An 11,565-nucleotide genomic window follows, 5' to 3' on the forward strand; every position below is an offset into this window, starting at 1 on the left:
AGGCTCGGGGCGAGACGAGGAGGCGCGAGTGGCGGTCGAGATCACCTGGTGGGGACACGCGACGGTGACCGTGCAGGACTCGGGGGTGCGGGTGCTCACCGATCCGCTGTTCGCCCCGCGCCTGGCCCACCTGCGCAGACGGCGCGGCGCACTCCCGCCGCCGGGCGCGGCCCTGGCCGACCTCGCCGTCGTCTCCCACCTGCACGCCGACCACCTCCACCCCGGCTCGCTGGCCCGGCTCTCCCGGGGTACCCGGGTACTGGTGCCGCGCGGTGCCCCCGCCGCGGTGCCCCGGCTGCGGCGGCTGGCCGCGGACCGGCGACTGGAGCTGACCGAGGTCGTACCCGGTGACGAGGTGAAGGTGGACACGCTGACGGTGCGCGTGGTGAGCGCCGCGCACGACGGCCGGCGCCTGCCGTACGGGCAGCGCCGCTCCCCCGCCCTGGGCTACGTGCTGGTGGGCGAGGAGCGCACGTACTTCGCCGGGGACACCGGGCTGTTCGACGCGATGGCCGACGAGGTCGGCCCGTGCGACGCCGCGCTGCTGCCGGTCGGCGGCTGGGGACCGTTCCTCGGCACCGGCCACCTCGACGCGTACCGGGCCGCCGAGGCCCTCGCGCGACTCGCCCCGCGCGCCGCCGTGCCCATCCACTACGGGACGTACTGGCCGATCGGCATGGACGCCGTCCGCCCGCACGAATTCCACTCCCCCGGCGACGAGTTCGTCCGGCTCGCCGGGCAACTCGCCCCCGCGGTCGCGGTGCACCGGCTGGAACACGGCGAGAGCGTGCTGCTGGAGGCCGCCAGGTGAGCGGACTCACCCTGCTCGCGGAGCAGACGTCCTCCCAGTCCACCGGGCAGGTGATCGGCTACCCCTCGCTCTTCCTGCTGGTCGTGCTCGGCTCGCTGGTGCCCGTCGTCCCCACCGGCGCGCTCGTCAGCAGCGCCGCTGTCGTGGCCTTCCACCAGACCGCCCCCTTCTCGCTGGCTCTGGTCTTCCTCATCGCCTCGGGCGCCGCCTTCATCGGCGACATGGGCCTCTACCTGCTCGGCCAGCGCGGCGTACGCTCCCGCAACGGCTCGCGCTGGCTGCGGCAGTTGCAGGAGCGCGCCGACCCCGCGCGCCTCGCGGACGCTCAACGCCGGCTCGACGAGCACGGCGTCACCGTCCTCGTCCTGTCCCGCCTCATACCCGCCGGCCGCATCCCGGTGATGGTCGCCTGCCTGCTCGCCGAGATGCCCGTCCGCCGCTTCGCCCGCGGCGACGTCCCCGCCTGCCTGGCCTGGGCGGCGGCCTACCAGCTCATCGGCATCCTCGGCGGCACCCTCTTCCCCGAGCCCTGGCAGGGCGTCCTCCTCGCCGTCGCCCTCACCCTCCTCATCGCCTCCGCCCCCCAGCTCTGGCGCCGCCTCCGCGGCTCCACCGCCTCCGCCTCCGACGACACGGCGGCGGAACACCCGGGCCACTGACCGCCTCCGGCGGGGGCTCGCACGGGTCCGCGCCCGCGCGCTTGCGCAATGGGGCCGCCGGCAGCGGCGGGTCGCGCCGAGGTTCCCGCACAGCCCCGGCCCACGGGCGGCCCCCGCGACACACGGTGCCCGCGGCCCCCGAACCCGCCCGTCACCGCTTCGGCCACCGACCCGGCCACTGACCGCCTCCCGGCGGGGCCGGGACCACGCCCGCCAGCGGCGCCCGGCGTCCTCAGGCCGCTGACCGAGGCTGCGGCACCCAGACGCATGCGCAACCGGCCGCGGGCAAGGGCGGATGGTGCCGTCCCGCAGGCGGCGTCCACGGGTCCCACGGTGCTCAGGCGGCGCCCGGGGCCAGGTCGGCGATCGCGGTTTCCAGGTCGGCCAACGCGGCGGCGACGTGGGGCAGTTGGAGCGGGGTCGGGGAGGTGAGGGCGGCGTGGCGCTGGGAGGTGTCGGTGCCGTGGAGGGGGCCGGTGTCGATGCGGACGTGGAGGGCGGCGGGGTCGTCGCCGAAGCGGTGGCCGCCGGGGACGGGGCGGCCCAGGCGGGCGGTGAGGGCGCTCTCCAGACTCGGGGCGTCGGTGACCCCCACGGCGGACAGGGCGTGCCGCAGGGGGCCCAGGTCGGCGTAGAGGTGGAAGCCCGCTTCGGGCGGCCGGCTGAGCGCGCCGGCGCGGGTGACCGCTTCGTGGGCGGCGGTTCCGAGGGCGGCGTGCAGGCGCGTGGCGGCGGCGAGGTGTGCCCGCACGTCGTCGGCCTCGGAGAGCGCGTACGCGGTCGCGGCGGCCACCGGCTCAGGGAGCACCGCGCGCAGCCCGGCGCAGTGGTCGACGACGGCGGCGCGCAGTCGTACGCCCTCCGCGGTCGCCGGGAAGCGGGCGACCGCGGAGGGCCAGGACGCCGGGGCCGGCGCCGCGCACAGGTCAATGACGACGACCGTCCGGCCGGGCAGCGTCTCGGCGGGGGTGAGCAGCACGGTCTCGTGCGGACGGTGCACGGTGTCGGCGTACGTCTCGTCGGAGACCAGCAGGAGCCCGCACTGCTCGGCCGCCTCGCACACCTCGTGCAGCAGTTCCGGGGGCGTCACGGTCCCGCTGGGGTCGTCGGCCGCGGCCATGAGCAGCACCCGCGGGTCGGCGCCTTCCGCGCGGGCCCGGCGTACCGCCTCCAGCAGGGCGAACGGGTCGGGGGCGCCGCCCCCGACCGCCGGGGTCTGCACGGTCGTCGTGCGCCGGCCCAGCATCCGCACCAGCGGCCCCTGCCACGCGGCGGCGGGCCGGGGGAGCACGACGTCGCCGCCCACCGCGGCGAACAGCGCCAGCAGCAGGGGCTCGGCGCCCGGCGCGGCCACGGTGTCGGCGGCGGTCGTGGTGAGCCCGCGGCGCTCCCAGTAGCCCGCGGCGGCCGCGCGCACCGCCTCACCCCCGCCGGGCGGTTCCGGTGCGGCGCCGGCGCCCGGCACGGCGGCGGTCAACCGGTCCGCCCAGTACGCCGGAACCGGCAACCCGGAGTCGGGCCGCAGGGCGGTCCGCGCGAGGTGCCCGGCCGGGACCGGCGGTGAGGTCCGCTGCATCCGTGCCTCCGGTGGGATCGGGTGACCGGCGGGATCCGCGGGGCCGGGTCAGGGCCCGGCCCTCCGCCGCCACCCTCGCACGCACCGCGGGCTCGCGCCGCCGGGGCGGGCGGATTCCCCCCGCGTGACGCCGGGAATCGAGGGCAACCGGAGTCCAGGAGGTGTTCCCATGGTCCCGCTGCTGCTCGTCCTGCTGCTGGCCCTCGTCCTGTTCGGGGCGGGTTTCGCCGTCAAGGTCCTCTGGTGGGTCGCCCTGGTCGTGCTGGTGCTGTGGCTGCTCGGCTTCGTGGCACGGCGCGGTTCCGGCGGCTCGCGCTGGTACCGGTGGTAGCGCTCGCGGCCGCGGGTGGGACGCGGGGCGTACGGTGGCCGCGTGGTGGCCGCGCGCCCCGGATCCGCGCGTGCCGCGGGCCCCGTCCGCTACTGCTGGGCCTGGACCGGCATCCGCAGCGTCCGCGCCCTCGCCCCGGCCCGGGTACGGCCGGCGGAGACCATCCGCTGGGGGTGCCGGCGCAGGTACTCGCCCTCCAGCGCCGCCATCCGCGAGTTGTGTGCGTCGAGGGCCGCCCCGGAGCCGTAGAGCAGCGTCTCGTGGCGGGTCCGGTGGACCGACTCCAGTTCCTGCACCAGTTGTCGTTCGTCCAGGTCTGCGGGATCGACCCCGCCGGGGTAGCGGCTCATGGGGCGCGCACCTTCCTTTCGCCTCCTGTCACCTCGCCCGTTTGGTACCCCCGGTGCGGGGATTCATCCGCTTATGAGGTCATTCGACGGGCATCGGATCCCCGGTCCGGGTAGACGGGTGGACGATGGAGAGACCTGACCCCTGAGGAAAGGAGCCACCGTGCAACGAGGAAGCGACCGTCTGAGCGTCCACCGTGACGACGAGATGAAGCACGAACTGCGCGAGATGCTGCGCTCCGGGCACTCCACCCGGGTCGAGGAGTGGCAGGACCCCGAACCCGCCGCCGACGACGACCCCGAGGTCGGCACCGGACCGGCCTGGGCGGGCGCCCCCGAGGGCACGGCCGTGCGGTTCGAACTCGCCCGGCACCTGACCCGGCAGCCGTTCCCCGCGCGGCGCGGCGACCTGCTGCGCGCCCTGCGCGACCGGCACGCCCCGGACCCCCTGACCGACCTGGTGGACGGGCTCCCCGGCGACAACCGGCGGTACGCCAACGTCCAGGAGGTCGTACGGACCCTGGGCATGCGCCCGGAGGCCTGACCGGCGGACGGACCGCACCGGCGCGGCGCGCGCGCCGCGGGGCCGTTCCGCCGGCACCGCGCGCCGCGCCGCCGCACCGGACCGCGGACCCTGACCGCGGCACCCGTACCGCCCGCACCACCCGTACCGCCCGGGAATCGATCGATTGTGGAGGGAGTCGTTGTGCGCCGGATCCTGAGCGCCTGGGACAAGGAGCTGTTCCTGAAAGTGGCGACCCGTTCGTGGCCGGCCGCAGAGCCGGTGCTGCCGCGGCTCAGCAGGGCCGCAAACCACGGGCTGCTGTGGTTCGGGGTCGCCGCCGGCATCGCGGCCGTCGGCGGTCGCACCGGCCGGCGCGCCGCCCTGCGCGGCGCCGGGTCGCTGGCGGTGGCGTCGGCGGTGGTCAACACCATCGGCAAGGGCGCGGTGCGGCGCAACCGGCCGGTCCTCGACTCCGTGCCCGTCATCCGCCGGCTGTCGCGGCAGCCCGGCACGACGTCCTTCCCCTCCGGCCACGCCGCGTCGGCCGCCGCGTTCGCCGCCGGCGTCGCCCTGGAGTCGCCCCGCTGGGGTGCCGTGGTCCTGCCGGTCGCCTGGTCGGTGGCGTTCTCACGGATCTACACCGGTGTGCACTACCCCAGCGACGTCGCCGCCGGGATGGCGCTCGGCGCGGGCGCGGCCCTGGCCGTACGCGGCCTCGTGCCGACCGGGCGGCAACTGGCGGTCCCCCCGACCCCCCGGGCCGACGCACCGGCCCTGCCGGACGGGCGCGGGCTGTACGCGGTGGTCAACGAGGTCTCCGGCCCCCCGCCGCTGCTCGGCCCGCCGGCCGAACGGCTGCGGAACGCGCTGCCCGAGGCCGTCGTCGAGGAGTGCTCCGAGGACGACGACCTCGCCGAGATGCTGGAGAAGGCCGCCCAGCAGGCCGCGGAGGCCGGCGGCGCGCTCGGCATCCACGGCGGGGACGGCAGCGTCAGCCTCGCCGCGTCCGTCGCCCTGCGGCACGGCGTCCCGCTGCTGGTCTCCCCCGGTGGCACGTACAACCACTTCGCGCTCGACCTGTCGATCGAGAGCATCGACGACGCGGCGCGGGCGGTCCGGGAGGGCACCGCGATCGCCGTCGATGTCGCACGGGTCACCCCGACCGGCGACGCCGCCGGCGAGGAGGCCGGGTCCGCGGGCTCCACGGTCTTCCTGAACACCTTCAGCATCGGCGTCTACCCGGACCTCGTGCGCTACCGCGAACGCTGGTCGCGGCGCGTGGGCAGCTGGCCCGCCGGGGTGCTGGCCGCACTGCACGTGCTGCGCACCTCCACCCCGATCGACCTCGACATCAACGGCCGGCGGCACTCGGTGTGGATGCTCTTCGCGGGCAACGGCGCCTACCGCAGCATCGGTCCGGCGCCGATGCGCCGCCGTGCCCTGTCCGACGGGCAGCTCGACGTGCGCATCGTCCCCGGCAGCCCCTACGCCCGGACCCGTCTGCTCGCGGCCGCCCTCACCGGCTCGACGACGGCCCTGCTGCGACGGCTGCGGATCGGCGGTGTCGAGCCCGGCACCCGCCTGGCCTTCGACGGCGAGGTGGCGCCCGCGCCGCGCGACCTGGTCATCGACAAGGCCAACGAGGCCCTGACCGTCTACCGGCCGCTCTGACGACCGGGCACGGCGACGCGGGCCGCGCTCCCCAGGGGCGCGGCCCGCGTGGCGGGTGGGACGGGCGGAGGGCCGTCAGCCCGACAGGCCGGCCAGCGCCCGGACGCCCTCGCCCTTGATGGTGAGGGTGTCCGGCGACCCCGCGTCTATCGCGAGCGTGAGGTCGTCCGACGGCCAGCCGCTGCTCAGCGCCGCGAGCGGCAGGATCCGGTAGCCCCGCGCGTTCGGCAGGGCGTGCGCCAGGCGCACCTCCGAGGTGAAGACCGGGACCAGCTTCGTCCCGTCCTCCTGCTCGAAGACCGGCAGGCTGATCGTCTCCTGCTCCGCCCCGTCCCCCGCGGGCTCTTCCGGCGGCGCCGGCACCGGCAGCAGGATGTCGCTGGCCGCCAGGGTGCTGAGCGCGGCCGCGTTGTCACCACCGGTCGCGATCTCGTGCAGGGCTCGCTGCGCCGGGGGCTGCGCACCGTTCGGAGTGGTGAAATCGGTCATGGCCGTTCCCTTTCCGTTGCTTGCGTACGGGGTGGCTCGGGGGCTGCGCGTACCCAGCGAGGGAACGGTCATGCGCGTTCGGCGGGAGTCACTCGTACTCGGTGCCGCCCTTGCGGGTGAGGTAGGCGTCGCTGACCGCCTTCAGGACGGCGCGACCGCCGAGCTCGGGGCTGTGCCGGTCCGGGACGGCCCGGACCACGACGCCCTCGCGCAGGTGCAGGCCGCGGCCGGAGACGGTCTCCGCGCCCCGCGCCAGCTCCAGGACGGCCTCCAGGTCGAACGGGCCCTCGTACAGCGTGGGCACCAGCGGCACGCTCCCCGCCGGGAGGACCTCGGCGGGGTCGAGCCAGCGGACGGCCCCGTCGACCTCGGCGGCGACGTCGAAGGCCGCGTAGCCGGGCGTGTCGCGGCCCGCGTCGGCGCCGTAGCCGAGGTCCTGGACGCCGGCGCCGTAGACCTCGCCGAAGATCGCCACCCGGGTGGCGCCGAGCCGGCCGGCGAGGGCCGCGGCGACCTCGGGCAGGCCGTGTCCGCGGACCGCCCGCCAGTAGAGGTTGCGGTCGGCCTCCTTCAGGGCGAAGCGCTGGGCGCCCAGTCCCTTGGAGGTCACCAGCACGCGTCCCGAGTCCGCGACGTAGGTCAGGCAGCAGGCCGTCCCGTGCAGCTTCTCGGTGATCGCGACCTGCTCGCCCGTGGTGAAGACGCCGGGGTGGCGCTTGACGTTCTCGACGTCGATCCAGGGCAGCAACTCCGGCGCGGACTCCACGTCGCCGCTCATCGACACCGGGACCGGCGGCGCCCACTTGGTGATGCCGAGCCGCTCCGCGAAGTCGGTGCCGTCCTCGGCGGCCCGCGCCAGGTCCGTGCCCGAGAGCGCGGCCGGGCAGCAGACGATGCCCTGGGACAGCTCGCCGCGCAGCCGGACCGCCTTGACGCGGTCGGCCGCGGGGCCCGCGAGCCGTCCCGTCAGGCCGAGTTCGGCGATGAGCCCGGCGGGCAGCACGGACTGCTCGGGTATGTACAGCGCGAAGTCGCCGGTCCGGTAGCTGCCCTTGGCCACGACCGCCCGGTAGAGGCCGACCTGGGCGAGTTCCAGGGCGTCCGCGTTCGGGTGGTCGTGGACCGTGAGCCTCTCGGCCGTGACGCGCAGCGTCGACATCGGGTTCCCCCTCGTGGTGGTACGTGGATCGCACCACTGTGCGGGGTGCCGCGCGCCGCGGGCGAACGGTTTTCAGGGCGCGGGGGCCATCCGGAAGTCGTACCCGCCGGGCAGCGGTTCGTCGGTGAGGGCCCGCCAGGTGGTGTGCAGCGACTCCTCGCCCTCCCTGAGGTCGTCGACGGTGAACCCCTCCGCGAAGACGCCCCGCGCGCCCGCGACGTCCCCCGCGGCGAGCAGGACTTGGGCGTGCAGCAGCCGGAAGCGACCGCGGGCCCGGGTGGCCGCGGGCAGGGCGCCGAGGACGGCCGCGGCGTCGTCCGGGCGGCGGGCGGCCAGGAGCGCGGGCACGGCCTCGCGGGCCAGGGCGGCCGCGGCGGTGGCCCAGGCGTCGCCTGTGGGGACGGCCCGGAAGGCGTCCAGGTAGCGCTGCGCGGCGCGCTCCCGGTTGCCGTCGGCCTGGTCGGCGACGGCGAGGCAGCGCAGCGGCAGGCACGGTCGCGGCCCCGCGGCGGCCCGCTCCCAGCTGCGCACGGCCTGCGCGCGGTCGCCGGCCTGCCACTGGGCGAGGCCCAAGTGGTAGTGCAGGGCCCACGCGTTGCCGTCGTAGGTGCCCGCGGTCTCCAGCAGTTCCCGCCACTCCGGGGAGACGAGCCCCGCGCCGGGGACGGTGTCGCCGTCGAGCCGCGGGAAGACCCCGGTGAGCAGCAGTTCCAGCCAGGGCTTCTGCCGCTCGCCCAGGGTGTCGGCGGCGAAGGGCGTACCGGGCAGGTCGAACCGGCCGCGGGTGACCTCCAGCGCGCCCCAGCCGGAACCGGTCGCGAGGACGTCCTTGGGCTCGGTGTCGGCGGCGCGCAGCCACTCCTCGTGGGCGGCGCGCAGCCGTTCGCGCGGCAGGACCGCCTCCAGGCGTTCCGCCACCGCGTGCGGATCCGCGCCGGGCGCGGTGGCCATCGGGCCGTAAGCCTCCAGCCAGCTGACGCCGGCGCCCCCGGCGAGCGGCAGGTGCTCCAGCTGGGTGGGGGCGAGTCCGGCCTGGATCTCCAGGTAGCCGGGCCCGTCGCCCTCGTCCCCCGCGAGCCAGCGCTGCCAGCGCCGCCCGCCCGCGCCCCGGCCCCAGACGAAGAGCTTGCGGCCGCGGAGGGCGTCGGTGGAGGTCTGGACGAGGCCGCGGCCGTCGGCTTCGAGCGCCGCGATCCAGGGGCGGGCTCCGTCGGGCAGGTCGTAGAACCAGTCGGCGGGGTGCTCGGATGCGGTGGGCGCCTCGGGGACGGGCACCCGCTGGAGGGTGCGGGAGGCGCCGAAGTGCCAGGCGTGGGAGGCGGGTGCGACGACGCGGGTGCCGGGTGTCTGGGGTACGGCGGTGTTGGACCACCAGTAGAGGGGAACGGTCCGGTGGTGAGGATTGCGGACGCGTACCCCCGCGTAGAGGAAGTCGGAGCCCTCGGGGAGCCACAGGTCTATCTGGAAGGGCAGGTCGCGCAGCTGCTCCCACTCCCAGAGGCGGAGCATCTCGCCGCCGTCGGGGGCGGGCACGCGGGCGGCGTGGAGCGGGGCGCAGCTGAGCGTGGTGTGCCCGGTGGCGCCGGGGTTCCATTCGACGCCGCCGGAGAACCAGGCCCCTGCGAGGCCGAACTCGGCGTACTGCAGGACGGGGTCGGCGTGCAGCAGCTCGCGTCCGGTGGGCTTGTGGTGCAGCCCGTACAGGCGCCCGCCGAGACCGGGCAGCACGGTGGCGCGCAGCCGGTCGTTCTCCAGGACGAGCGCGTCCAGTTCGGTGGACACACGCTCGCGGGTGTAGCCGTCGAGGCGCGGTACGGGGAGCAGGGTGCGCAGTTGCCCGTAGGCGATGCGCCGGGCCATGCCGGGCGGCAGCTCGGCGCTCTCGGCCGGGTCGAGCGGGCTGGCCGGGAGGGTGAGGGTGGTGCGTCGCACGGTGGTGGCCAAGAGGTCCCTCTCTCTGTCACCGGTGGTCGGGTGAGGACATGGAACCCCGTATCGGCCCGTGCCGTCAGGGGTTTGCACCTCACGGAGCCTGCCGCGTGCGGACTTCAATATATGGTGAACGTCATTTTGGCCTTCTTTTGCCGTCGGACGGGTCCGGGAGGGTTTGCCGATCATGCTGTCCACGCTGTGGGGACCACCGAACGGCACGCCCTCGCGCGCGCCCCGCGTCCCACGTCCCGCCCCCGTCGAACGCGCGCGCAGTCCGCGGCTGGCGGCGCTGGCCGCCCACCCGGAGCGCGAGGCGGAGTTCTGGCGGGCCGTGGAGGCCGAGGGCACACCCCTGGTGGAACGCCTGGACGGCGACCCCGGGCACGCCGCCGTCACCTTCCTCTGGCGCGGCGACAGCGCGACGCGCGCCGTACTCGCCCTGCCCAACCAGGTGCTCGACCCTGACGACCTGGCCGGCAACCTGATGTCGCGCCTGCCGGGCACGGACGTGTGGCACTGGACGATAAGGATGCGCGCCGACTGGCGCGCCACGTACGCGCTGTGCGTGGACGAGGGCGACGGCGCCGCCGCGGCCCCCTCGGGGCCCAAGGGGCAGGCCTACCTGCGCGGGCTGCGGCGCCACCCGCGGCGCGATCCGCTCAACCGGACCGTCTTCCCCACCCGTTGGGGCACCGAGCCGCTCTCGGTGGTCGCCCTTCCCGCGGCGCCCGCGCCCCTCGGCGCGTGGCGGGACCGGTCGGGGCCGCCGGTGGGCGAGGTCTCCGTCCACACCATGCGCAGCGCGCACCTGCGCAACTGGCGCCGTGTGTGGGCCTACGCGCCGACCGGCTACGAGGACCTGGCCGGGCTGCCGGTGGTGGTGCTGCTCGACGGGGACGTGTGGCAGCAGCACCTCGACGTCTCGGCGCTGCTCGACGGGCTCGTGGCGGGCGGCGCGCTGCCGCCGCTCGTCGCACTGATGCCGGACGCGCTGGACAGCGACACCCGGCGCCGCGAACTCACCTGCGACGACGGCTTCGTGGCCTTCCTCACCCGCGAACTGCTGCCCTGGGCGGCCCGCCGGTGGCCGGTCAGCGGCGACCCGGCGCGCACCGTCGTCGCCGGCCAGGGCCTCGGCGGGCTGGCCGCGGCGTACGCCGCGCTACGGCGCCCCGAGTGCTTCGGGAACGTCCTCGCGCAGTCCGGCGCCTTCTGGTGGCCGGCCGGGCACCGCGCGGAGGCGCTGCCCGAGGAATGGCTCACCGGACGCGTGGCGTCGCTGGCCCGAAGACCGGTCCGCTTCCACCTGTCGGCCGGCCTGCAGGAGTGGGGCCTGACGGCCGCGGTCCGCCGGCTCCGGGACGCCCTGCTGGCCCAGGGCTACGAGGTGGCCCACCACGAGTACAACGGCGGCCACGACTACCTGTGCTGGCGCGAGGAACTCGCCCACGGCCTCGCCTCGCTGCTCCGCGGCCCCTTCCCGGGTACTCTCCCCGGCCCCCGCGTCCCGGCCCGCCCCGACACGGAACCGGTCTGACGCCGCCTCGCGACGCACCCGTGCCGGGGAGGCGACGTCCCCGGCACGGACCGCCTCGGGCGGCGGCGAGGGTGGCGGGCGTGCGAGCCGCGATGACCACGGCCGTGAGCCGGCGGGCCGACCCGGAGGGGCTCCGCCTCAACTGGTGGGGGCTTCCTGCCCCGGCAGTCCTCCGGCCGGGCCCGGAACGGACGCCACCTCGGGCCCCGGGCGGTGCCGATCACGGCGGCGGTCTGCGTCATCGTCAGGCCGGCATCGCCCACGGCACGGACGATGCCGAAGTCCATGACCTTGACCTGACCGCTCCGGGTCAGCATCGCGTGGAAGCCGCGATGACCACGGCCGTGAGCCGACGGGCCGACCGGGCGCCGCCCGGAGGCGTTCCGCCGCAACGGGTGGAGGCCTCCCGGCACCGGCGGCCCTCCGGCTGGGCCCGGAACGGACGCCACCGCGGGCCCCGGGCGGTGCCGATCACGGCGGCGGTCTGCGTCATCGTCAGGCCGGCATCGCCCACGGCACGGACGATGCCGAAGTCCATGACCTTGACC

Annotated in this window: 12 protein-coding genes; 6 read left to right on the plus strand and 6 right to left on the minus strand. The window is 76.2% G+C overall.

Annotated elements, in window-relative coordinates; genetic code table 11:
* The first annotated feature begins 28 nt into the window (after positions 1-28).
* Positions 29-811, plus strand: a complete 783-nt coding sequence (locus tag ACFZAU_RS30820; RefSeq protein WP_500554864.1) for an MBL fold metallo-hydrolase — start codon at positions 29-31, stop codon at positions 809-811.
* The gene (locus tag ACFZAU_RS30825; RefSeq protein WP_500554865.1) at positions 808-1,470 is read left to right on the plus strand and encodes a DedA family protein; all 663 of its coding nucleotides are present in this window, start codon (positions 808-810) and stop codon (positions 1,468-1,470) included. The genes ACFZAU_RS30820 and ACFZAU_RS30825 overlap by 4 nt, the downstream gene beginning before the upstream one ends.
* A gap of 337 nt (positions 1,471-1,807) precedes the next feature.
* Here the strand turns inward: ACFZAU_RS30825 and ACFZAU_RS30830 are convergent, their stop codons facing one another.
* Positions 1,808-3,046 (minus strand): aminotransferase class I/II-fold pyridoxal phosphate-dependent enzyme, encoded by a 1,239-nt coding sequence (locus tag ACFZAU_RS30830; protein ID WP_500554866.1) that lies wholly within the window; start codon positions 3,044-3,046, stop codon positions 1,808-1,810.
* 169 nt (positions 3,047-3,215) lie between these two features.
* Between ACFZAU_RS30830 and ACFZAU_RS30835 the strand changes: the two genes are divergently transcribed.
* On the plus strand, positions 3,216-3,377 hold the full coding sequence (locus ACFZAU_RS30835; protein WP_499601368.1) for a hydrophobic protein: 162 nt from the start codon (positions 3,216-3,218) through the stop codon (positions 3,375-3,377).
* Between the two features lie 89 nt (positions 3,378-3,466).
* On the opposite strand, the gene ACFZAU_RS30840 is transcribed toward ACFZAU_RS30835, so the two are convergent.
* Positions 3,467-3,727, minus strand: a complete 261-nt coding sequence (locus ACFZAU_RS30840; protein WP_361793579.1) for a DUF6158 family protein — start codon at positions 3,725-3,727, stop codon at positions 3,467-3,469.
* Between the two features lie 160 nt (positions 3,728-3,887).
* Between ACFZAU_RS30840 and ACFZAU_RS30845 the strand changes: the two genes are divergently transcribed.
* Both ACFZAU_RS30845 and ACFZAU_RS30850 read left to right on the plus strand, forming a co-directional pair.
* Positions 3,888-4,268, plus strand: a complete 381-nt coding sequence (locus ACFZAU_RS30845; protein ID WP_406270809.1) for a DUF2795 domain-containing protein — start codon at positions 3,888-3,890, stop codon at positions 4,266-4,268.
* A gap of 162 nt (positions 4,269-4,430) precedes the next feature.
* Complete coding sequence (locus ACFZAU_RS30850) at positions 4,431-5,900, plus strand: bifunctional phosphatase PAP2/diacylglycerol kinase family protein (RefSeq protein ID WP_500554867.1); 1,470 nt, start codon at positions 4,431-4,433, stop codon at positions 5,898-5,900.
* 75 nt (positions 5,901-5,975) lie between these two features.
* Here ACFZAU_RS30850 and ACFZAU_RS30855 read toward each other — a convergent pair whose 3' ends face one another.
* The 3 genes from ACFZAU_RS30855 to ACFZAU_RS30865 all read right to left on the minus strand — a co-directional run bounded on the left by ACFZAU_RS30855 (position 5,976) and on the right by ACFZAU_RS30865 (position 9,492).
* A complete protein-coding gene (locus ACFZAU_RS30855) occupies positions 5,976-6,389 on the minus strand; it encodes an SseB family protein (RefSeq protein ID WP_089222759.1) in 414 nt (137 codons plus the stop codon).
* Between the two features lie 88 nt (positions 6,390-6,477).
* The gene (locus tag ACFZAU_RS30860) at positions 6,478-7,548 is read right to left on the minus strand and encodes an RNA ligase (ATP) (protein ID WP_500554868.1); all 1,071 of its coding nucleotides are present in this window, start codon (positions 7,546-7,548) and stop codon (positions 6,478-6,480) included.
* 72 nt (positions 7,549-7,620) lie between these two features.
* On the minus strand, positions 7,621-9,492 hold the full coding sequence (locus ACFZAU_RS30865) for a DUF5107 domain-containing protein (protein WP_500554869.1): 1,872 nt from the start codon (positions 9,490-9,492) through the stop codon (positions 7,621-7,623).
* 172 nt (positions 9,493-9,664) lie between these two features.
* On the opposite strand from ACFZAU_RS30865, the gene fes reads away from it, so the two are divergent.
* Positions 9,665-11,017 carry an enterochelin esterase gene (fes, locus tag ACFZAU_RS30870; protein WP_500554870.1) on the plus strand — a complete coding sequence of 451 codons (1,353 nt, stop codon included), beginning with the start codon at positions 9,665-9,667 and terminating at the stop codon, positions 11,015-11,017.
* A gap of 310 nt (positions 11,018-11,327) precedes the next feature.
* On the opposite strand, the gene ACFZAU_RS30875 is transcribed toward fes, so the two are convergent.
* Positions 11,328-11,565 (minus strand): hypothetical protein (locus ACFZAU_RS30875; RefSeq protein WP_500554903.1); only part of this gene is annotated, 238 nt, incomplete at its 5' end.

Origin of the sequence: Streptomyces sp. NPDC008238, assembly GCF_042956445.1 — a bacterium.
Taxonomy (GTDB): Bacteria; Actinomycetota; Actinomycetes; order Streptomycetales; family Streptomycetaceae; genus Actinacidiphila.